The sequence below is a fragment of the Streptomyces sp. NPDC047130 genome (assembly GCF_040643475.1).
GTDB lineage: Bacteria > Actinomycetota > Actinomycetes > Streptomycetales > Streptomycetaceae > Streptomyces.
In genome coordinates, this window is sequence record NZ_JBEYUK010000004.1 from 398,019 (window position 1) to 419,532 (window position 21,514).

Annotated in this window: 17 protein-coding genes and 2 tRNA genes; 16 read left to right on the top strand and 3 right to left on the bottom strand. The window is 70.6% G+C overall.

Going from position 1 to position 21,514, the window contains the following annotated elements:
• The first annotated feature begins 103 nt into the window (after positions 1–103).
• Positions 104–1,261: a PP2C family protein-serine/threonine phosphatase gene (locus ABZ836_RS09060; RefSeq protein WP_356136422.1), complete on the top strand. Its 1,158-nt coding sequence runs from the start codon at positions 104–106 to the stop codon at positions 1,259–1,261.
• Between the two features lie 195 nt (positions 1,262–1,456).
• Here ABZ836_RS09060 and ABZ836_RS09065 read toward each other — a convergent pair whose 3' ends face one another.
• A complete protein-coding gene (locus tag ABZ836_RS09065; protein ID WP_361140840.1) occupies positions 1,457–2,587 on the bottom strand; it encodes an acyltransferase family protein in 1,131 nt (376 codons plus the stop codon).
• Between the two features lie 561 nt (positions 2,588–3,148).
• On the opposite strand from ABZ836_RS09065, the gene ABZ836_RS09070 reads away from it, so the two are divergent.
• Entirely contained in the window at positions 3,149–3,343 is a 195-nt protein-coding gene (locus ABZ836_RS09070; protein WP_356136418.1) for a hypothetical protein, read from the top strand.
• Between the two features lie 77 nt (positions 3,344–3,420).
• Here ABZ836_RS09070 and ABZ836_RS09075 read toward each other — a convergent pair.
• Positions 3,421–3,494, bottom strand: a tRNA-Gly gene (locus ABZ836_RS09075).
• Positions 3,495–3,736: 242 nt separating this feature from the next.
• Between ABZ836_RS09075 and ABZ836_RS09080 the strand changes: the two genes are divergently transcribed.
• The 5 genes from ABZ836_RS09080 (at position 3,737) to clpX (ending at position 8,558) form a co-directional block, all read left to right on the top strand.
• A tRNA-Pro gene (locus ABZ836_RS09080) sits at positions 3,737–3,810 on the top strand.
• Between the two features lie 203 nt (positions 3,811–4,013).
• Entirely contained in the window at positions 4,014–5,405 is a 1,392-nt protein-coding gene (gene tig, locus ABZ836_RS09085; protein WP_361140842.1) for a trigger factor, read from the top strand.
• 329 nt (positions 5,406–5,734) lie between these two features.
• Positions 5,735–6,340 carry an ATP-dependent Clp protease proteolytic subunit gene (locus ABZ836_RS09090; RefSeq protein WP_356136489.1) on the top strand — a complete coding sequence of 202 codons (606 nt, stop codon included), beginning with the start codon at positions 5,735–5,737 and terminating at the stop codon, positions 6,338–6,340.
• A gap of 53 nt (positions 6,341–6,393) precedes the next feature.
• Positions 6,394–7,074 (top strand): ATP-dependent Clp protease proteolytic subunit, encoded by a 681-nt coding sequence (locus ABZ836_RS09095; RefSeq protein ID WP_356136414.1) that lies wholly within the window; start codon positions 6,394–6,396, stop codon positions 7,072–7,074.
• Between the two features lie 194 nt (positions 7,075–7,268).
• Positions 7,269–8,558 (top strand): ATP-dependent Clp protease ATP-binding subunit ClpX, encoded by a 1,290-nt coding sequence (gene clpX, locus ABZ836_RS09100; protein ID WP_356136412.1) that lies wholly within the window; start codon positions 7,269–7,271, stop codon positions 8,556–8,558.
• A gap of 70 nt (positions 8,559–8,628) precedes the next feature.
• On the opposite strand, the gene ABZ836_RS09105 is transcribed toward clpX, so the two are convergent.
• Positions 8,629–9,600 (bottom strand): hypothetical protein, encoded by a 972-nt coding sequence (locus ABZ836_RS09105; RefSeq protein ID WP_356136410.1) that lies wholly within the window; start codon positions 9,598–9,600, stop codon positions 8,629–8,631.
• A 133-nt stretch (positions 9,601–9,733) separates the two neighbouring features.
• Between ABZ836_RS09105 and ABZ836_RS09110 the strand changes: the two genes are divergently transcribed.
• From ABZ836_RS09110 to mrdA, 9 genes are all read left to right on the top strand, one after another.
• Positions 9,734–12,361 (top strand): valine--tRNA ligase, encoded by a 2,628-nt coding sequence (locus ABZ836_RS09110; protein ID WP_361140845.1) that lies wholly within the window; start codon positions 9,734–9,736, stop codon positions 12,359–12,361.
• Between the two features lie 111 nt (positions 12,362–12,472).
• The gene (locus tag ABZ836_RS09115; protein WP_361140847.1) at positions 12,473–13,483 is read left to right on the top strand and encodes an acyltransferase; all 1,011 of its coding nucleotides are present in this window, start codon (positions 12,473–12,475) and stop codon (positions 13,481–13,483) included.
• A 53-nt stretch (positions 13,484–13,536) separates the two neighbouring features.
• Positions 13,537–15,057 (top strand): folylpolyglutamate synthase/dihydrofolate synthase family protein, encoded by a 1,521-nt coding sequence (locus tag ABZ836_RS09120; protein WP_356136404.1) that lies wholly within the window; start codon positions 13,537–13,539, stop codon positions 15,055–15,057.
• Between the two features lie 8 nt (positions 15,058–15,065).
• Positions 15,066–15,401, top strand: a complete 336-nt coding sequence (locus ABZ836_RS09125; RefSeq protein ID WP_356136402.1) for a DUF4233 domain-containing protein — start codon at positions 15,066–15,068, stop codon at positions 15,399–15,401.
• A gap of 116 nt (positions 15,402–15,517) precedes the next feature.
• Positions 15,518–15,931: a nucleoside-diphosphate kinase gene (gene ndk / locus ABZ836_RS09130; RefSeq protein WP_356136400.1), complete on the top strand. Its 414-nt coding sequence runs from the start codon at positions 15,518–15,520 to the stop codon at positions 15,929–15,931.
• 256 nt (positions 15,932–16,187) lie between these two features.
• Positions 16,188–17,207 carry a rod shape-determining protein gene (locus ABZ836_RS09135; RefSeq protein ID WP_108955326.1) on the top strand — a complete coding sequence of 340 codons (1,020 nt, stop codon included), beginning with the start codon at positions 16,188–16,190 and terminating at the stop codon, positions 17,205–17,207.
• 260 nt (positions 17,208–17,467) lie between these two features.
• Positions 17,468–18,505 carry a rod shape-determining protein MreC gene (gene mreC / locus ABZ836_RS09140; RefSeq protein WP_356136398.1) on the top strand — a complete coding sequence of 346 codons (1,038 nt, stop codon included), beginning with the start codon at positions 17,468–17,470 and terminating at the stop codon, positions 18,503–18,505.
• 19 nt (positions 18,506–18,524) lie between these two features.
• Complete coding sequence (gene mreD / locus ABZ836_RS09145) at positions 18,525–19,169, top strand: rod shape-determining protein MreD (protein ID WP_356136396.1); 645 nt, start codon at positions 18,525–18,527, stop codon at positions 19,167–19,169.
• Positions 19,166–21,487 (top strand): penicillin-binding protein 2, encoded by a 2,322-nt coding sequence (gene mrdA / locus ABZ836_RS09150; RefSeq protein ID WP_361140851.1) that lies wholly within the window; start codon positions 19,166–19,168, stop codon positions 21,485–21,487. Before mreD ends, mrdA begins: the two co-directional genes overlap by 4 nt.
• Positions 21,488–21,514: the final 27 nt, after the last annotated feature.

The following is a 21,514-nucleotide window of genomic DNA, read 5'->3' on the forward strand; positions in this document are numbered from 1 at the left end:
CGGCCGCGGCACCAGGGACCTTGGGCCCGAATCGGGCCCCGGACGGGGGACAAGTGGGACCTCCCGTGCCAGGGAGGGGGTCCGCTGGATAGGGTCCCAAGCGATGGCAGCAGGACGAGAGGGGCGGTCGGCCGCCGACACGTTCACGGCCCGGATGAAGAAGCAGGTCCACCGGGCCCGCATCGGCCTGCGCAAGGCCGCCGTCGACTACTTCCGCGGCGACGGGTCCGACTGGATCGCCTTCGCCGCCCTGCTGCTCACCATTCCCCTGATCGCGAGCCTGACCCTCGCCAACGCCGTCTGGTTCACCCCGGCGGCGCTGGTGCTGCCCATCGTGGTGGGCGGGCTGCTGCTGCGGCCCGCCAGTCTGCTCGCCCTCTACGCGGCCGCGGCCACCGCGCTGATCGTGGAGGCGCTGGCCCTGCGGCCCTACCCGGACGGGTTCGCCCGGGTCACGCCGGGCGTCGTGCTGGTGGTGGCCGCGTGCGGGTTCGTCGGCCTGATGGTGGCCCAGTTCCGCAGCCGGGTGGGCGTCCCCTGGCGGCGCGGCGGCACCATGCTCTTCGACCTGCGCGAGCGGATCCGGGCGCAGAGCGCGCTGCCGGACCTGCCGGAGGGCTGGCACCGGGAGATGGCGCTGCGGCCGGCCGGCGGCCAGTCGTTCTCCGGCGACTTCGTGGTCGCGGCCCGCACCAACGAGGGCCGCACCCTCGAGGTGGTCCTCACCGACGTCTCCGGCAAGGGCATGGACGCCGGGTCCCGGGCGCTGCTGCTCTCCGGCGCGTTCGGCGGCCTGCTGGGCTCCCTGCCGCCGCACGACTTCCTCCCGGCGGCCAACGGCTACCTGCTCCGGCAGGACTGGGAGGAGGGCTTCGCCACCTCCATCCACCTCGTCCTCGACCTGGAGACCGGCGACTACGAGCTCTACTCGGCGGGCCACCCGCCGGGCCTCCAGCTGTGCGCCGGCACCGGCCGCTGGGAGGAGAAGACGGCCGAGGGCCCGCTGCTCGGGGTCTACGACGGCGCCTCCTTCGACCCCTGCAAGGGCTCGCTGCGCCCCGGCGACGTGCTGATGCTCTTCACCGACGGACTGGTCGAGACGGCCGAACGGGACCTGGTGGAGGGCATCGACCGCCTCACCGGAGAGGCCGACCGCTATGTGGTCGGCGGCTTCCACGGCGCCGCCTGGCACCTCATCGAGGCGGTCGCCAAGGACGTCAACGACGACCGGGCGCTCCTCCTCATCTCCCGCACCGGCTGACCCGCCGGGTCTCCCGCACCGGCCGACCGCCTGGTCTCCCGCACCGGCCGACCGCCGGGTCTCCCGCACCGGCCGGCCCGCCGGGCGACCGGTCGTCCTCCCCGCACGACACGACCGGGCCCCGCCGCGCGTCTCCTGCGCGGCGGGGCCCGGTCGCGGTGCCTCTGTCGGAATCGCCTCCGTCGGGGCGGCGTCTCAGACGCCGGCCGGGACCTTCCCGCGGTTCTCCGCGCCCTCGGCGGGCGCGCCGGTCTTCGCGGCCTTCGCCGCGTTCTCGTCCGGGCGGAAGAAGCGGTCCAGGTTCGGCTCCAGCACGACCTTCAGCGCCTTGAGCACCGGAGGCGTGCACAGCAGGGTCACCACGGTTCCCGCGGCCACGGTGCACAGCAGGGCGCCCAGCGGGCCCTCGGCCCAGCCCTGGTCGAACCAGCCGAGCCAGATGCCGCCCTTCACCAGGAAGCCGTGCAGCAGGTAGCCGGAGATGGTGCCCGCGCCGAGCGCGGTGAACCACAGCCGCCGTCCGGGCACCCAGGCGAAGAAGCACGCCGTGAGCACCACGGCGCAGCCGAACATGCCGAGCGTCATCAGCGGGCCGATCCACCAGGCGCCGCCCAGCTCCTGGGCCGCGTCGCGGTGGTAGAACCACGCGGTCGTCATGTTGCCCTTGGCCCACCAGCCGACCGCCAGCGCGGCGGCGAAGACCGGGACGGCCAGGATGCGCATCCGACGGGTGCGCACCAGCTTGAAGTGCTCCGGCTTCAGGCACAGGCCCAGCACGAAGTAGGGCAGGAACTGCAGGGCGCGCTGCATGTCGAGGTCGTTGCCGATCTTCGGCGAGACGGTCGCCAGCATGGCGATCGCCAGGGCGACGGCCAGCGGGTACCGCAGCGAGCGCCAGATCGGGGTGGTCAGCCGCCAGACGAAGAGGGCCGCGAGGAACCAGGTGAGGTACCACGGATCCAGCAGGCTGATGGGGGCGTCCGGGTCGTGGAGCCACCGCCGGAAGAGGGAGTAGGCGGTCTCGAAGACGATGTACGGGACCACCACACCGCTGATCAGGCGCTTGATCTGGTGGGGCTTGAACGCGAACGAGCGCGAGAAGTAGCCCGAGATCACGATGAACGCCGGCATGTGGAAGGCGTACACCACCATGTAGAGCACGCCCATGGTGCGGCTGCCGTCACGCAGCGGTTCCCAGACGTGTCCCAGGGCCACCAGGACGATGGCCAGGTACTTGGCGTTGTCGAAGAACGAGTCGCGCTGTCCGACCGCGGGGAGCGGTCTGCGCGGGGTCTGCTGGCTGCTGTGCGGCTGCGGCGCGTTCACCGGTGACCACCCCGCGGGCAGGGGCGGAAGGTCCGGATGTTCGTCGTCGCACGTGAGGGGGACGAGGCAACGTGAAACATCTGAGGCACCCTAGCGTCGGTTGTACGAATCCGTAAAAACGCAGGGTCGGTGCATTACCGCCTCGCGATCGGATACCCCCTTACCCACCTGCGATGTCATCGATTTTTGTGACGATCGGCACAGCGGGCGGGAACGGCCCTGATGGGAACAGGCGTCCCTTTTAGGTGTCCCTATTTACTGTCAAATATTGACAGATCGGGCATGGCGCCCATGACCGTAGGGGGGAGCTGCGGGGGGTCTGTGCCTACGCGGAAACGAATGTGCGGGAATTATCTGCATGGCCTTTCGAGGGAATTGCCGAAGCGTTCCGTCGATACGATCGGACTTTTCCTTCGCGCTTCGAACATGCTCCCGGAGGGTGCCGCCGCGGCCTCACCCGCCGTACGCCCGGGGTGAGTTGGGTGCGACGATGGGTTGGCCGGGGATGGGCCGGGTACATCCCATGGCGGCAAGCGGGACCGAACGAGGGTGTGATCAGTCGTGGCCATTTCGTTGTCCGTGGTGCTTCTGCTGGGGATCGTCCTCGTCGTCCTGATCCGGGGTGGATCCCTCAAGGCCGGGCCGGCGATCGTCGCCATGCTCTTCGGCTTCTTCCTCGCCTCGACGGGGATGGCCGACGACATCCAGAGGTTCCTCGATTCCGTGGCGTCGATGATCAATTCGATCAACTTCTGAACCGCCGCCGGGAGAGGCCGGGGAAAAGGCGCCGGGGCCGGTCGGGAGGGTGAACCTCCGGACCGGCCCCGGGCCGTTGGAGCGGGCGACGGGAATCGAACCCGCGTAGCTAGTTTGGAAGACTAGGGCTCTACCATTGAGCTACGCCCGCGAGGGTGCGCCGGTGGCAGGGCCACGGCGACAGAAGGCATGTTAGCGGGTCGTCGCACCCGACTGCACCTCCCTTCCGCCCGACACCCCTCTCCGCCTCCGCCGGGTCTCCGGCGGATCACCGCCGGCGCCCTCCCCCGAGCCCGTCCCTGCCCGGCCCCGACTGCCTGGCGCGGCGGTGCGGCGGCGCGTGAACCGGCGGCCCCGAGGGCCCGCCGCGTGTACCCTACGGATCGCACCAGACGGGGTGTGGCGCAGCTTGGCAGCGCGTCCGCTTTGGGAGCGGAAGGCCGTGGGTTCAAATCCCGCCACCCCGACACCGACGATCACCGGACGCCCCACTGGGGTCCGGTGATCGCCTTTTGGGTGGTGTGGCGGCTGCGGTTACTATGCAAGCGCGCCCGTGTGCAGTCAGCCGTGAAGCCTTCGAAGCCTGACGCCGAAGCCGCCCCGGTGCGCGAGTCGCCGGACCGTTCTGGTCCCGGCCAACCCAAGCAGTCAGCCACAAGGAGACCGAACCGTGAAGAGCGCCGTGGAGACCCTGAACCCGACTCGGGTTCGGCTCACTGTCGAGGTGCCCTTCGAGGAGCTCAAGGACAGCCTCGACGCGGCGTACAAGAAGATCAACCAGCAGGTCACGGTGAAGGGCTTCCGCAAGGGCAAGATCCCGGCCCGCGTCATCGACCAGCGGTTCGGCCGCGGTGCGGTTCTCGAGGAGGCGATCAACGACGCCCTCCCGAAGTTCTACACGCAGGCCGTCGACGAGGCCGAGATCGACGTCCTGGGCCAGCCCGAGGTCGACATCAAGGACCTCAAGGACGGTGAGCTGCTCAGCTTCACCGCCGAGGTGGACATCCGCCCGGAGGTCGAGCTCCCCGAGGACTTCTCGAACATCGAGGTCGAGGTCGACGCCATCGAGGTGACGGACGAGGACCTCGACAAGTCCGTCGAGCAGCTCCGTGAGCGCTTCGCCACCACCTCCCCGGTGGAGCGCGCCGCCGAGGACGGCGACGTCGTGACCCTGGACCTCGAGGCCAAGGTCGACGGCGAGGTCCTCGAGGACGGCGTCGCGAAGGACGTCAGCTACACCATCGGTTCCGGCGAGCTGCTCGACGGCATCGACGAGGCCGTCAAGGGCGTCGAGGCCGGTGGCGAGGCCATCTTCACCTCCGAGCTCAAGGGCGGCTCCGCCGCCGGCAAGCAGGCCGAGATCACCGTCAAGGTCAGCCAGGTCGCCAAGCGCGAGCTGCCCGAGCTGGACGACGAGTTCGCCCAGCTCGCCTCCGAGTTCGACACGCTCGAGGAGCTCAAGGCGGACAGCCGCAAGCGCCTCGAGAACATGAAGCAGTACGACCAGGCCACGCAGGCCCAGGAGCGCGTGCTCGACAAGCTCCTCGAGCTGATCGAGGTCCCGATCCCCGAGAAGCTGCTCGAGGACGAGATCCAGACCCGCAAGCACAACCTGGAGCACCACCAGCTCGGCCAGATGGGCCTCGACCTCGAGAAGTACCTCGAGATCCAGGGCAAGACCGCCGAGGAGTTCGACACCGAGACCCGCGAGGCCGCGGTCAAGGGCATCAAGACCCAGTTCGTCCTCGACGCCCTGGTCAACCGCGAGAAGCTGAACGTCAACCAGGAGGAGCTCACCGAGCACCTCATGCGGCGCGCGGCGTCCTCCGGCATGTCCCCCGACCAGTTCGCCCAGGCGGTCGTCCAGGGCAACCAGGTCCCGATGCTGGTCGGCGAGGTCGCCCGCGGCAAGGCGCTGGCCCTGGTCGTCGAGTCCGCCACGGTCAAGGACACCAACGGCGAGGTCGTCGACCTGAGCGACGACGAGGAGGAGGAGACCACGGAGGCCGGCGAGACCGCCGGGACCACCGAGGCCGCCGCCGAGGAGTCCAAGGAGGGCTGACCCTCCCGCTCCCCGAGCTCTTCCCGGGCCCCGGTTCCGCGCCGCCCAGCACGGAACCGGGGCCCGGCCCGTTTCCCGCCCGCCCGCGGCCGGCGGGGGAGCGGAGCGCCGTCCCGGTCCCATGCGCTCACAGCGAACACCCCAGGAACCGGGATGGCACGTGACTGCCTGCGCGTTAGGGTCCATGAATACGAGGGCAGGGGAGTCCCCGTCGCCGCCGATCATCGCGGCGCGCTGCAGGGGCAAGAGCACCACCCCCCGCCCCGGCAGAACACGTGAGACGGCCCGGCGCCGTCGTAAGACGAGCAGGTGGATACGTGACGAATCTGATGCCCTCCGCCGCCGGCGAGCCTTCCATCGGTGGTGGCCTCGGCGACCAGGTCTACAACCGGCTGCTCAACGAGCGGATCATCTTCCTCGGCCAGCCGGTCGACGACGACATCGCCAACAAGATCACCGCACAGCTGCTGCTCCTTGCCGCCGACCCGGACAAGGACATCTACCTCTACATCAACAGCCCCGGCGGCTCGATCACGGCCGGCATGGCGATCTACGACACCATGCAGTACATCAAGAACGACGTGGTGACGATCGCGATGGGCCTCGCCGCCTCGATGGGCCAGTTCCTGCTGAGCGCCGGCACGCCCGGCAAGCGCTTCGCGCTGCCCAACGCCGAGATCCTGATCCACCAGCCGTCGGCCGGTCTGGCCGGTTCCGCGTCGGACATCAAGATCCACGCCGAGCGCCTGCTGCACACCAAGAAGAAGATGGCGGAGCTGACCGCCTTCCACACCGGTCAGTCGGTCGAGCAGATCACCCGCGACTCCGACCGGGACCGCTGGTTCGACGCCCAGGAGGCCAAGGACTACGGCCTCATCGACGAGGTCATCACCACGGCCGCCAACATGCCGGGCGGCGGCGGCACCGGGGCCTGATTCCCGCACCCGCACACCGGCCCTCCCACGCCCCGCCTTCCAGGAGACAGAGAATGAACGACTTCCCCGGCAGCGGCCTGTACGACCGCACGCGCGCCGAGCTGACCGCTCCGGTCGCCGAGTCCCGTTACGTGATCCCGCGCTTCGTCGAGCGCACCTCCCAGGGCGTGCGCGAGTACGACCCGTACGCGAAGCTCTTCGAGGAGCGCGTGATCTTCCTGGGCGTGCAGATCGACGACGCCTCCGCCAACGACGTCATGGCGCAGCTGCTGTGCCTGGAGTCGATGGACCCGGACCGCGACATCTCGATCTACATCAACAGCCCCGGCGGCTCCTTCACGGCGCTGACGGCGATCTACGACACGATGCAGTTCGTGAAGCCGGACGTCCAGACCGTGTGCATGGGCCAGGCCGCCTCCGCGGCCGCCGTCCTGCTCGCGGCCGGCACGCCCGGCAAGCGCATGGCGCTCCCGAACGCCCGCGTGCTGATCCACCAGCCCTACAGCGAGACCGGGCGCGGCCAGGTCTCCGACCTGGAGATCGCCGCCAACGAGATCCTGCGGATGCGCTCGCAGCTCGAGGAGATGCTGGCCAAGCACTCCACCACCTCGATCGAGAAGATCCGCGAGGACATCGAGCGCGACAAGATCCTCACCGCCGAGGACGCGCTCCAGTACGGGCTGATCGACCAGATCATCTCGACCCGCAAGATGAACAACGCCAGCGTCCGCTGACGCCGCGATTTTCACGCCGGCGGCATGACGTCTGCCGCCCCTTGGCGGGGTTCGCCCGGATGCGTTCCGGAGCGGACCCTGCCAAGGGGGGCCCGAACGGGGGGCCAGGCAAGGTACCGTCGACATAAGGCAGCACCGTGGAGACCGGGGACGTACAGGCGTCCGTGGGATCCCAGGCGAAGGGGAAGCACACCGTGGCACGCATCGGTGACGGCGGCGATCTGCTCAAGTGCTCGTTCTGCGGCAAGAGCCAGAAGCAGGTCAAGAAGCTCATCGCAGGCCCCGGTGTGTACATCTGCGACGAGTGCATCGATCTCTGCAACGAGATCATCGAGGAGGAGCTCGCCGAGTCGAGCGAGACCCGCTGGGAGGAACTCCCCAAGCCGCGGGAGATCTACCAGTTCCTCGAGAGCTACGTGGTCGGCCAGGAGGCCGCCAAGAAGGCCCTCTCGGTGGCGGTGTACAACCACTACAAGCGGGTCCAGGCCGGTGAGAACGGCGGCGGCCAGGGCCGCGAGGACTCCATCGAGCTGGCCAAGTCCAACATCCTCCTGCTGGGCCCCACGGGCTCCGGCAAGACGCTCCTCGCCCAGACGCTCGCGCGGATGCTGAACGTGCCGTTCGCCATCGCCGACGCGACCGCGCTGACCGAGGCCGGCTACGTCGGCGAGGACGTCGAGAACATCCTGCTCAAGCTGATCCAGGCGGCCGACTACGACGTCAAGAAGGCCGAGACCGGGATCATCTACATCGACGAGATCGACAAGGTCGCCCGCAAGAGCGAGAACCCGTCGATCACCCGCGACGTCAGCGGCGAGGGCGTCCAGCAGGCCCTGCTGAAGATCCTCGAGGGCACCACCGCCTCGGTGCCGCCGCAGGGCGGGCGCAAGCACCCGCACCAGGAGTTCATCCAGATCGACACGACGAACGTCCTGTTCATCGTGGGCGGCGCCTTCTCCGGGCTGGAGAAGATCATCGAGTCGCGGGCCGGCGCCAAGGGCATCGGCTTCGGCGCGACCATCCGCTCCAAGCGCGAGCTGGCGGCCAAGGACCAGTTCGAGGACGTCATGCCCGAGGACCTGGTCAAGTTCGGCATGATCCCCGAGTTCATCGGCCGTCTGCCGGTGATCACCTCGGTGCACAACCTGGACCGCGAGGCGCTGCTGCAGATCCTGGTCGAGCCGAAGAACGCGCTGGTGAAGCAGTACCAGCGGCTGTTCGAACTCGACGGCGTCGAGCTGGACTTCGAGCGCGAGGCGCTGGAGGCCATCGCCGACCAGGCCATCCTCCGCCAGACCGGCGCGCGCGGACTGCGCGCCATCATGGAGGAGGTCCTGATGTCGGTGATGTACGAGGTGCCCTCCCGCACGGACGTCGGCCGCGTGGTCATCACCGCCGACGTGGTCCACTCCAACGTCAACCCGACCCTGATCCCGCGCGACGCCCGCGGCGGCCGGGGCGGCGGCGAGCAGAAGTCGGCCTGACCGCAGGAGCGTTCACGCGCAGGGGCCCCGGTCGGCGTGACCGGGGCCCCTGTCGCGTGCGGGACGGCCGTCAGGCCTTGACGCGCACCTCGGCGCGGAGCTTGCTCGCCAGGTCGGACGCCGACTTCAGGTCGACGCCCTTGCCGCTCATCATGTCGGACAGGTTGATCGGGATGACCACGCCCAGGGTGGAGCGGTCGGCCCAGATGCAGGTCGCCATGTGGATCTCGGCGGGCTGCCCGGCGGCGGCCTCGTCGCTCTTCACCAGGATCTCCTGGCACTTCAGCACCATCTTGTCGGTGGTGAAGTCCTGCGGGGAGCCGACGGTCTCGCCCTCCTCCTCGGAGGCGTTCTTCTTCATCTCGTCGAACATGCCGTCGACGACGCTCTCCGGGTCCTCGATCTCGCCGTAGACGCCCATGAACTGGAGCATCTTGAGGGCCATCGGGTCGGTCTTGTCACCGGCCTGGTACTGGGCCTGCACGTCCTTGGCGTTGTTGACGCCGTGCTTCTCGGCCTCCTTCAGGTCCTCCTCGGTGAAGCCGCCGCCGCTGTTGGCCGCGCCGGTCTCCGCCTTCTTGTAGTCGCCGAGGACCGTCGCGGGCGTGGTCAGCTTGTGCGGGCCGTCGTCGGCGACGGAGGCGCCGCCGCCACCGCCGATGAGGAAGTAGGCGCCCACCGCGATCGCGACCACCACGGCCGCGCCGCCGATGATCAGGCCCGTCTTCTTGCCGCCGCCACCGCCGCCGGGCGCCCCCTGCGGGGGCATGCCGTACGGCGGCTGGCCGGGCTGGCCCGGCTGCTGGCCGTACGGGCCCGCCTGCGGCGGAACGCCGGGCTGCTGCGGGTAGCCGTACTGCGGCTGGCCCTGGGGCTGCTGCGGGTAGCCGTACCCGGGCTGCGGCTGCTGCGGGGCGCCGTACGGGCCGGGCTGCTGGCCGCCGGGCTGGCCGTAGGGGCCAGGCTGCTGAGCCCCCGGCTGTCCGTAGGGCCCGGGCTGCTGGGGCTGCTGGCCGTACGGGCCCGGCTGGTTGTAACTCATGGCTGGTTTCCCTCCCTGATGCTGTCCCGCGCCATCCTTCCTTACGGCGGCCCCGGCGTGCGCCCCCGGGCGCAGACCGTTACCTAGTAATCGCGTTTCGGAACAGGATGGCGACACCCCTAAAATGACCGGCGTGACCGAGAACTCTCAGCAGCCCACAGCGCCCGAAACCGAACTGCCGACCCAATACACGCCGGCCGACGTAGAGGGGCCGCTGTACGAGCGCTGGGTAGACCGCGGTTACTTCGAGGCGGACGCCACGAGCGACAAGCAGCCCTTCACCGTCGTCATCCCCCCGCCGAACGTCACCGGTTCGCTCCACCTGGGGCACGCCTTCGAGCACACGCTGATCGACTCCCTGACCCGCCGCAAGCGGATGCAGGGCTACGAGACGCTGTGGCAGCCGGGCATGGACCACGCCGGCATCGCGACCCAGAACGTCGTCGAGCGCGAGCTCGGCAAGGAGGGCAAGTCCCGCCACGACCTGGGCCGCGAGGCGTTCGTCGAGCGGGTCTGGCAGTGGAAGGCCGAGTCCGGCGGCCAGATCTCGGGCCAGATGCGCCGCCTCGGCGACGGCGTCGCCTGGTCGCGCGAGCGCTTCACGATGGACGAGGGCCTGTCCCAGGCCGTCCAGACCATCTTCAAGAAGCTCTACGACGACGAGCTGATCTACCGCGCCGAGCGGATCATCAACTGGTGCCCGCGCTGCCTGACCGCGATCTCCGACATCGAGGTCGAGTACCAGGACGACGACGGCGAGCTCGTCTCCATGAAGTACGGCGACGGCGAGGACACCATCGTCGTCGCCACCACCCGCGCCGAGACGATGCTCGGCGACACCGCGGTCGCCGTCCACCCGGACGACGAGCGGTACAAGCACCTGGTCGGCAAGCAGATCAAGCTGCCGCTGACCGACCGCACCATCCCGGTCGTCGCCGACGCGCACGTCGACCCGGAGTTCGGCACCGGCGCCGTCAAGGTCACCCCGGCCCACGACCCGAACGACTTCGAGATCGGCCAGCGGCACGACCTGCCGTCCATCGCCGTGATGGACGAGCACGCCGTCATCACCGTCCACGGTCCCTTCCAGGGCCTGGACCGCCTCGAGGCCCGCTCCGCCATCGTCGCCGCGCTGCGCGCCGAGGGCCGGATCGTCGCCGAGAAGCGCCCCTACACCCACTCCGTCGGCCACTGCTCGCGGTGCAAGACCACCATCGAGCCGCGGCTGTCCATGCAGTGGTGGGTCAAGGTCGGCCCGCTCGCCCAGGCCGCCGGCGACGCGGTCCGCGACGGCAGGGTCGCGATCCACCCGCAGGAGATGGAGAAGCGGTACTTCGACTGGGTCGACAACCTCCACGACTGGTGCATCTCGCGCCAGCTGTGGTGGGGCCACCGCATCCCGGTCTGGTACGGCCCGAACGGCGAGACGGTCTGCGTCGGCCCGGACGAGCAGCCGCCGGGCACCGAGGCCGAGGGCTGGCACCAGGACAGCGACGTCCTCGACACCTGGTTCTCCTCCGGCCTGTGGCCGTTCTCCACGCTGGGCTGGCCCGGGCAGACCGAGAGCCTCGCGAAGTTCTACCCGAACTCCGTGCTGGTCACCGGCTACGACATCCTCTTCTTCTGGGTCGCCCGGATGATGATGTTCGGCCTCTACGCGATGGACGGCACCCCGCCGTTCCACACCATCGTCCTGCACGGCATGGTCCGTGACCAGAACGGCAAGAAGATGTCGAAGTCCTTCGGGAACGTCGTCAACCCGCTGGACTGGATGGACAAGTACGGCTCCGACGCGTTGCGCTTCACCCTGGCGCGCGGCGCCAACCCGGGCGTCGACGTGCCGATCGGCGAGGACTGGGTCCAGGCGGCCCGCAACTTCGCCAACAAGATCTGGAACGCCACCCGGTTCGCCCTGATGAACGGCGCGACCGTCGAGGGCCCGCTGCCGGACGCCGCCGAACTGTCGGCGACCGACCGCTGGATCCTCTCCCGGCTCAACTCGGTGGTCGCCGAGGTCGACGCCTTCTACGAGGACTACCAGTTCTCCAAGCTGTCCGAGGCGCTCTACCACTTCGCGTGGGACGAGGTCTTCGACTGGTACGTCGAGCTGTCGAAGACGACGTTCATGGCGGGCGGCCCGGCCGCCGAGGCGAGCAAGCGCGTCCTCGGCGAGGTCCTGGACGTGACGCTGCGGCTGCTCCACCCGATCATGCCGTTCGTCACCGAGACGCTGTGGACCACGCTGACCGGCGGCGAGTCCGTCGTCGTCGCCGACTGGCCCGTCGACAGCGGCTTCCGCGACGCCGGCGCCGAGCGGGAGATCGCCACCCTCCAGTCGGTGATCACCGAGGTCCGCCGCTTCCGCAGCGACCAGGGCCTGCAGCCGGGCCAGCGCGTCCCGGCCCGCCTCACCCTGGGCGGCACGGCGCTCGCCCCGCACGAGCCGGCCATCCGCCAGCTGCTGCGCCTCCAGCCGGAGGGCGAGGGCTTCTCCGCCACCGCCAGCCTGCCGGTGGCCGGCGCCACGGTCGAGCTGGACCTGTCCGGCGCGATCGACTTCGAGGCCGAGCGCAAGCGGCTCTCCAAGGACCTCGCCGCCGCCGAGAAGGAGAAGGCGCAGGCCAACGGCAAGCTGGGCAACGAGGCCTTCCTCGGCAAGGCCCCGGAGCCGGTCGTGGAGAAGATCCGCGCCCGCCTCGCCAAGGCCGAGGAGGACATCGCGCGGATCACCGAGCAGCTCCGGAAGCTGCCCTCCGCGTAGTCGTCCGGTCGTCCGACGCCCCACACCGCGAGCCGCTCCTCCCCGGGAGCGGCTCGCGGCGTTCATGTCGTCGTGGGGTGCGCGTCATCCGCGGGTTGTTGGGTGCGGGGCATGACCGTGACCACCCCCCTGTCCTCCGGCGCGGCACCGGTCCGCGAGCGGCGGCACGACGTCGACCTGCTCCGGGTGGTGTGCACGGCGGCCGTGGTGCTGTGCCACACCGCGGCCGTCTTCGTCGACGCCGGCCACCGCACGACGGGCCACGCCGCCGACGCCCTCACCCGTTTCGCGGTGCCCGCCTTCTTCGCCATGGCCGGCTGGGCGGCGCTGGCGGCCTCCCCGGTGCGCGGCGAGGGGCAGCTGCTGCGGCGGGCCGACCGGATCGTGCGGCCCATGGCCCTGTGGACGCTGTTGTACGTGGCCTGGCGGGGGACCCCCGAGGACGCCGCCGCGGCGCTGTCCGGCTCGGTCGAGGCGGCGTTCCACCTCTGGTACCTGTACGTCTACGTGCCCCTGCTGCTGGTCCTCGGCGCGATGGTGCTGCTGGTGCGGGAACGGGGCCGCACGGCACCCTGGTGGACGCTGGGCCTGCTCGCGGTGTGCGCCTTCGGCGGGGCGGCCCGCGCCGACCTGGGCGAGGCGGCCGGGCTAGGCCTGCCGGGCTGGGAGTGGGGGCTGTCGCTCTACCCGCTCGGGTACGCGCTGCTGGGCGCCGGACTGCTGGGCGCCGCCCGCCGCCCCGGGCCGCGGTGGCCCTGGGCGGTCGCCGCCGCGGGCTGCCTGGCCGCGCTCACCGTGTACCAGCTCGGCTTCCGGTTCCCCGCCGCGTACGCCTCGCTCCCCGTGGCGGCGCTCACCTTCGCGGTCCTCGGCGCCTTCCGCGGCGTGCGGGTGCCCCGGCGGTGGCGGGGGCCGGTGGAACGGCTGTCCGACGCCTCCTTCGGCGCCTACCTGGTGCACCTCGCCCCGGTGACGGCGCTGTCCGCCCTGCTCGCCGACCGGGTCCCGCACGGCGGCCCGGCGCTCCTTGCCATGGCCGCGGTCGCGGTGGCGTCGACGGCGGTCTCCTTCGCCCTGGCGCACCAGTGGGGCCGGCTGGGGCTGCGGGCCTGGCTGGGCTGAACCGCGCTCGGCCCGGGACGAACCGTGCCGTACCAGGAACGTAGACTGGGCGCGTGAGTGAGCTCCCCCCGGACGACAGCAGCGAGGGTCCCGACCCGCTGGACGCCTTCGAAGAGATCATCTCGGAGGAGACCGAGCGCGATCCCGACCTGGCGGTGATCGAGGCCGGCAGCCGCACCCTGCGCACCCAGGGCGGCCCGCCCAGCGCGGACGTGCCGACCCGCCCCGAGGACCCGGAGGTCGACAAGGCGCTCCGCGAGGTGGAGACGGAGCTCGCCTCCCGCTGGGGCGAGACCAAGCTGGAGCCCTCGGTCGGCCGCATCGCCGCCCTGATGGACGTCCTCGGCGACCCCCAGCGCTCCTACCCGTCGATCCACATCACGGGCACCAACGGCAAGACCACCACGGCCCGCATGATCGAGGCGCTGCTGGGCGCCTTCGACCTGCGCACCGGCCGCTACACCAGCCCGCACGTGCAGTCCGTCACCGAGCGGATCAGCCTGGACGGGCAGCCGATCAGCGCCGAGCGGTTCGTCGAGACCTACCGGGACGTCAAGCCGTACGTCGACATGGTCGACACCGCGCAGGAGTACCGGCTCTCCTTCTTCGAGGTGCTCACCGGCATGGCCTACGCGGCCTTCGCCGACGCGCCCGTGGACGTGGCCGTGGTCGAGGTCGGCATGGGCGGCACCTGGGACGCCACCAACGTCATCGACGCCGACGTCGCCGTGATCACCCCCATCGACCTGGACCACACCGACCGCCTCGGCTCCACCACGGGCGAGATCGCCACCGAGAAGTCCGGGATCATCAAGGACGACGCCACGGTGGTGCTCGCCCAGCAGCCGGTGGACGCCGCGCAGGTCGTGCTGAAGACCTCCGTGCGGAAGAACGCCACGGTGGCCCGCGAGGGCCTGGAGTTCGGCGTGCTGTCGCGGCAGGTCGCCGTCGGCGGCCAGATGATGACGCTGCGGGGCCTGGGCGGCGAGTACGAGGAGGTCTACCTCCCGCTGCACGGCGCCCACCAGGCGCACAACGCGGCGGTCGCGCTGGCGGCGGTCGAGGCGTTCTTCGGCGTCGGCGGGGCGCGCTCCGGCCCGCTCGACATCGAGACGGTGCGGCGGGCGTTCGCCTCGGTGTCCTCGCCGGGGCGGATGGAGGTCGTGCGGCGCTCGCCCACGGTCGTCCTGGACGCCGCGCACAACCCGGCCGGCGCGCGGGTCACCGCCGAGGCGGTCGGGGAGGCCTTCGACTTCAGCCGCCTGATCGGCGTGGTCGGCGCGAGCGGCGACAAGAACGTGCGGGGGCTGCTGGAGGCGTTCGAGCCGATCTTCGCGGAGGTCGTCGTCACCCAGAACTCCAGCCACCGGGCGATGGACGCGGACGAGCTGGCGGCGATCGCCGTCGAGGTGTTCGGGGACGAGCGGGTCCAGGTCGAGCCGCGGCTCCCGGACGCGCTGGAGGCCGCGATCACGCTGGCCGAGGAGGAGGGCGAGTTCGCCGGCGGCGGCGTGCTGGTCACCGGTTCTGTCATCACGGTCGGCGAGGCCCGGCTGCTGCTCAGGAAGGGCTGAGGATTTCCGTGCGTACGCTCTGCGCTTCGACGCTCATCGGCGAGTTCTTCGTGATCGCCTTCGCCGGGCTGGTCGCCATGAAGGACCCGGACCTGTCCATGACGACGGTGTGGACGGTGTGCGGGATCGGCATGCTGCTGTCCCTGCTGCTGTGCGGGGTCATCACGCGGCCGGGCGGGGTGGTGCTGGGCTGGCTCCTCCAGGTCGCGCTGATCGCCTCCGGCTTCGTGGTGCCGATGATGTTCGGGCTCGGGGTCGCCTTCGCGGCGCTGTGGTGGGCCTCCGTCCACTACGGCCGCAAGATCGACGACATCAAGGCGTCCCGCGAGGCCGCACCGGCCTGACCGGCGCCGCCCGGACCGGGCGCGGGGCGTTGCGGCCGGTCCGGGCGTCGGCCGTCCCGTGCGACCCGGTAACCTCAGGCCATCCTGTCCTTCTGGCCTGCAAGGAGCCGCCCCCCATGACCCAGCGCACTCTTGTCCTGCTGAAGCCGGACGCCGTTCGCCGCTCGCTGGTCGGTGAGATCGTCAGCCGGATCGAGCGCAAGGCCGACTGGAAGATCGCGGCGCTGGAGATGCGGACCCTGGACCGTGCCACGCTGGAGCAGCACTACGCGGAGCACGTCGGCCGGCCGTTCTACGAGCCGCTGCTCGCCTTCATGTCGTCCGGCCCGGTCGTGGCGCTGATCGTCGAGGGCGAGCGCGTCATCGAGGGCGTGCGCCGTCTCGCCGGCCCCACCGACCCGATCGAGGCGCAGCCCGGTTCGATCCGCGGCGACTTCGGCGTCATCACCCGGGAGAACCTCATCCACGCCTCGGACTCGGAGGAGTCCGCCGAGCGCGAGATCAAGATCTTCTTCCCCGGCCGCGTCTGACCCTCCGGGCGGCGCCGGCCGTGGCGGCCGGACCCTCTTTGGGGGAACCTTTCCCTCCGACGGCACGTCACCAGAGGCGTACACCTCCGTCTTCTGCTGAGAATGGCGGAGACCCTCGCGCAGTGTCCGGGGGCGGGCGAGACTACGATGGTTAGCCTTGCAAGCCTTCACGTCACAGCACCCACCCTTGCCGTCCCCACGCAAGCGGCTTCACGCTCAACGTGGGACGGCCAGACGAATCCTGATGGGGAACTCAATGTCGTTCATCGGCCGTGACATGGCTGTCGACCTCGGGACCGCCAACACGCTGGTGTACGTGAGGGGTCGCGGGATCGTACTCAACGAGCCGTCGGTCGTCGCGATCAACACCAACACCGGCGGCATCCTCGCGGTCGGGGCCGAGGCCAAGAAGATGATCGGCCGCACCCCCGGCAACATCGTGGCGGTGCGCCCGTTGAAGGACGGCGTGATCGCCGACTTCGAGATCACCGAGCGGATGCTGCGGTACTTCATCCTGAAGATCCACAAGCGCCGCTACCTGGCCCGCCCGCGGGTCGTGGTGTGCGTGCCGTCCGGCATCACCGGGGTGGAGCGCCGCGCCGTGATCGAGGCGTCGACCCAGGCCGGCGCCCGCCAGGTGCACATCATCGAGGAGCCCATGGCGGCCGCCATCGGCTCCGGCCTGCCGGTCCACGAGGCCACGGGCAACATGGTGGTGGACATCGGCGGCGGCACCACGGAGGTCGCGGTGATCTCCCTCGGCGGCATCGTGACCGCCCAGTCGATCCGGGTCGCCGGCGACGAGCTGGACAACGCGATCATCCAGCACGTCAAGAAGGAGTACTCGCTGCTCCTCGGCGAGCGGACGGCCGAGCAGATCAAGATCTCGATCGGCTCCGCGTACGACCTCGACAAGGACGAACACACCGAGATCCGCGGCCGTGACCTGGTCTCCGGCCTGCCGAAGACCGTGGTCATCTCGGCCGCGGAGGTCCGCAAGGCGATCGAGGAACCGGTCAACGCGATCGTCGACGCCGTCAAGACCACGCTGGACAAGTGCCCGCCCGAGCTGTCGGGCGACGTGATGGACCGTGGGATCGTCCTCACCGGCGGCGGCGCCCTGCTCCGCGGCCTGGACGAGCGGCTGCGCCGGGAGACCGGCATGCCGATCCACATCGCCGAGGACCCGCTGGACAGCGTGGCGCTCGGCTCCGGCAAGTGCGTCGAGGAGTTCGAGGCGCTCCAGCAGGTCCTGGACGCCCAGCCCCGCCGCTGAGCCACCCGGGTGACGGAACGTCACCCGTCCGCCGTACGGGGCGCACCCGTACGGCGGACCTCCGGCCGGACCCGGAACTCCGGCGTCCGGCCCAGGCGTTTCTCCCGTGGATTCGCCCGTACCGGGACATAGTCGTCGGTGGACGCAGTCGCTCGCAGGCACAGCAAGTCCGCAGGCACAGCAAGTCCGCAGACGCAGCAAGTCCGCAGACACAGCAAGTCCGTACGACCATTCCGACAAGGAAGGCACGGCCGCCGCACGTGAGGGACACACGAGAGAGCCGGCTGCTCCTGGTGCTGCTGGTCGCGATCGCGTTCGCGCTGATCACGGTGGACATCAGGGGTGGGAAGGACTCACCCGTCGACGGCGCCCGGCATGCCGCGGCCGCCGTCTTCGGCCCGATCGAGAACGGCGTCGCCTCCGCGGTCGATCCGATCGGCAACGCCGTCGCGGCCGTCCGCGACTCGGGGGAGCGCCACGACCGGCTCACCGAACTCGAGCAGGAGAACGCCGCGCTGAAGGCGGAGCTCGGCAGCGACGCGCGCGACCGCAGCAGGCTCCGCCAGTTCGAGAAGATGCTGGCCACGGCGGGCGCCGGCCAGTACAAGATCAAGGGCGCCCAGGTGGTCGGCATCGGCGCCGCCCAGGGCTTCTCCTGGACGGTCACCCTGGACGTCGGCGCCAACGACGGCATCCAGCGGGACATGACGGTGCTCAACGGCGACGGCCTGGTCGGCCGCGTCACCACCGTCGGCCCCGAGACGGCGACGGTCCTGCTGGCCAGCGACCCCGACTTCACCGTCGGCACCCGCATGGAGGGCAACGACGAACTCGGCTTCGCCTCCGGCCAGGGCGACCGGCCGCTGCGCGTGCAGCTGCTCAACGGCAAGGCCAAGGTGGAGAAGGGCCAGCGCCTGGTCACCTTCGGCTCCGAGGGCGACAAGCCGTTCGTGCCCGGCGTCCCGGTCGGCGTCGTCTCGCGGGTCGACCCGGCCGGCGGCGACCTGACGCGTACGGTCTACGTCACGCCGTTCGTCAGCTTCACCCAGCTCGACATCGTCGGCGTGGTGGTCCAGGGGCCCGCCAAGGACCCGCGGGACAGCGTGCTGCCGCCCAAGCCCAAGCCGACGCCCGTCCCGACCGTGACGGTGACCGTCACACCCGGCGCCCCCGATCCCGAGGGCGAGGCCGGCCGCGCCGGTCAGGAGGGCCAGGCGGGCCAGGGCGGCCGGGCAGGCCAGGACGGCGCCGCGGGACAGGGCGGGCAACAGCCGCAGCAAGAACAGGACGAGCAGTAGGAACTGGGGGGACTTACCCATGAAACTGAACCGGATCCTGCTCTCCGGCACGCTGGTGGTGGTCGCCCTGGTGATCCAGGTGAGCATCCTCGCCAGACTCCAGCTGCCAGGAGCCGTTCCCGACCTGCTGCTGCTCACCGTCCTCGGCCTGGCCCTGGTCTACGGGCACACCGGGGGCGCGCTGGTCGGCTTCGCGGCCGGCCTCCTCGCCGACCTGGCGCCGCCCGCCGACCACGCGGCCGGCCGGTACGCGCTGGTGCTCTGCGTCGTCGGCTACCTCGTGGGGCTCGCCAAGCCGGAGCACGGACGGCTGCGGACCGCGATCGGCCCGATGGCGGTGGTGGTCGCCGCCGCCGTCGGCTCCACGCTGCTCTACGCCGGAGTCGGCGCGCTCGTCGGTGACACCGCCGCCCGTGACGTCGGCCTCGGCTCCCTGCTGTTCACCGCCGCGCTCTACGACCTGCTGCTCACCCCGTTCGTGGTGCCGGGCGTGATGGCCCTGGCCCGCCGTGCGGAGAACGACCCGCTCGCCGACTCCTCCTCCGCCGGGGGCGGCGCCTCGGTCACCTCCAACTGGCTGGTCTCCGGCACGCCCGGCCTCAGCCGCACCCGCGCCGGCCGCCTCCGGGTCGGCAACCGCCTGAAGGGGGTGAAGCGGCTGTGAGCAACATCCCCGAGACGGGCCGCAGCCCTCGCGTCCAAATCCGTCTGGTGGTCCTCCAGGTACTGGTCCTCTCGCTGCTGGCCACCCTCGGCGGCCGCCTCTGGTACCTCCAGGTGCGCAACGGCGCCGAGTACGCGGCCGAGGCCAGCGGCAACCACGTCCAGCAGGTCGTCCAGCCCGCCACCCGCGGCGAGATCCTCGACGCCCGCGGCGTGCCGATCGCGGACAACGAGAACCGGCTGGTCGTCTCCGCCTCCCGGACCGAGCTGATGAAGATGGACGACGACGGCAAGGGCGTCCTCACCAAGCTCGCCGAGGTCCTCGGCATGAAGCCGAAGGAGGTGATGGAGAAGGTCCGGCTCTGCGACTCCAAGACCCCGCAGCCCTGCTGGAACGGTTCGCCCTACCAGCCGATCCCCATCACCGACGAGGCGACGGCCCGTCAGGCCCTGCAGATCCGCGAGCGTTCCGAGGACTTCCCCGGCATCACGGCCGAGCCCGCCTCGGTCCGCCGCTACCCGAGCCCCGGCGGCGCCAACACCGCCCAGGTCCTCGGCTACCTGTCGCCCGTCACCGACGAGGAGATCCAGAAGGCCCAGGACACCGACTCGCCCTTCCTGCGCTCCGACCAGGTGGGCCGTTCCGGCCTGGAGCGCCAGTACGACCAGGCGCTGCGCGGCAAGGCCGGCGTCACCCGGTACGAGGTCGACAAGCTGGGCCGGGTCCTCGGCGAGGCCGAGGCCGACCCCGGCGTGCCCGGCTCGCACCTGGTCACCAGCATCGACGCCCGTGTGCAGCGGGTCGCCGAGTACGAGCTGGAGCAGGCGATGAAGGCGGCCCGCCTGGAGTGGGACCGCAACACCAACGAGACGTACAAGGCCGACGCGGGCGCCGTCGTGGTGCTGGAGGCGAAGACCGGCCGGGTGGTCGCCATGGCGTCCAACCCGTCCTACGACCCCAACGCCTGGGTCGGCGGCATCTCCGCCAAGGACTACGCCAAGATGACCGGCAAGAAGTCCAACTACCCGCTGCTCAACCGCGCCATCCAGGGGCAGGCGGCGCCCGGCTCCATCTTCAAGGTGGTCACCACCGCGGGCGCGGTCGACGCCGGCTACGCCTTCGACGGCAGCTACCAGTGCTCCAGCGACTACTCCATCGGCAGCCAGGTCTTCAAGAACTTCGAGTCCGCCAACTACGGCATGATCGACCTGGGCCGCGCCCTGGAGGTCTCCTGCGACACCGTCTACTACCGGCTCGCGCACGAGCAGTGGAAGAAGGACGGCGGCGGCAAGGGCAAGAACGCCAAGGACCACTTCTACAAGGCGGCCCACGAGTTCGGCCTCGGCAAGGAGACCGGCATCGACCTGCCCAACGAGGTCGCCGGCCGCATCCCGGACCGGGAGTGGAAGCAGGAGTACTGGGAGGCCAACAAGGACTACTGGTGCAAGAACGGCAAGAAGGACGGCGACTACGTCGAGCGCATCGAGTGGGAGAACTGCCACGGCGGCAACGAACTGCGCGCCGGTGACTCGGTGAACTACTCGATCGGCCAGGGCGACACCCTGGTGACGCCCATCCAGATGGCCGCCATCTACGCCGCCATCTCCAACGGCGGCACCATGTACGCGCCCTCCGTCGGCAAGGCCGTGATCAGCCCGGACGGCAAGGAGATCGAGGAGATCGAGCCGAAGAAGAACGGCAAGCTCCCGGTCAGCAGGAAGACGCTCAAGGAGATGGACGCGGCGCTCGAGGGCGTCGCCACCCGGGGCACCGCGGCCTGGCGGTTCGGCGGCTGGCCGCAGGACAAGATCCCCATGCACGCCAAGACCGGTACCGCCGAGGTCTACGGCAAGCAGACCACCTCCTGGTTCGCCACCTACACCGACGACTACGCGATCGTCATGACGATCTCCCAGGGCGGTACCGGTTCCGGCGCCTCCGGCCCGGCCGTGCGCAAGATCTACGACGCGCTCTACGGCGTCCAGCCGGACGGTTCGATCGACCGCAAGAAGGCGCTGCTGCCCCAGCCGCAGAAGAAGCTGCCCAAGGTGCGCCCCGACGGCACCGTGGACAGCCCCAAGATCGAGGACGACCCGGTGAAGGCCCTCCAGGAGGCCGCCGACGCCGCCGCCGAGGGCGGGGGCGCGGGCGGGGGCACCACCCCGCCCGGCGCCGACCCGGGCCAGGCGCCGCCGGACGAGGCCGCCGGGGGCGCGGACGACGGGGCGCCGCCCGCGCAGCAGCCCGTCGGCACCACCCGCCGCACTCCGGCCGCCGCGGAGGCGGTGAGCACCGTCTGGGTGCCGCGGACGTTGTAGGCGGTGCGGGCGGCCGGGTCCGTCTCC

Excerpts from the sequence above, each read along its gene's own strand:
- ABZ836_RS09060 (WP_356136422.1), top strand. The coding sequence starts at position 104 with ATGGCAGCAGGACGAGAGGGGCGGTCGGCCGCCGACACGTTCACGGCC.
- ABZ836_RS09090 (WP_356136489.1), top strand. The coding sequence starts at position 5,735 with ATGCCCTCCGCCGCCGGCGAGCCTTCCATCGGTGGTGGCCTCGGCGAC.
- ABZ836_RS09095 (WP_356136414.1), top strand. The coding sequence starts at position 6,394 with ATGAACGACTTCCCCGGCAGCGGCCTGTACGACCGCACGCGCGCCGAG.
- ABZ836_RS09105 (WP_356136410.1), bottom strand. The coding sequence starts at position 9,600 with ATGAGTTACAACCAGCCGGGCCCGTACGGCCAGCAGCCCCAGCAGCCC.
- ABZ836_RS09115 (WP_361140847.1), top strand. The coding sequence starts at position 12,473 with ATGACCGTGACCACCCCCCTGTCCTCCGGCGCGGCACCGGTCCGCGAG.
- ndk (WP_356136400.1), top strand. The coding sequence starts at position 15,518 with ATGACCCAGCGCACTCTTGTCCTGCTGAAGCCGGACGCCGTTCGCCGC.
- ABZ836_RS09135 (WP_108955326.1), top strand. The coding sequence starts at position 16,188 with ATGTCGTTCATCGGCCGTGACATGGCTGTCGACCTCGGGACCGCCAAC.
- mreD (WP_356136396.1), top strand. The coding sequence starts at position 18,525 with ATGAAACTGAACCGGATCCTGCTCTCCGGCACGCTGGTGGTGGTCGCC.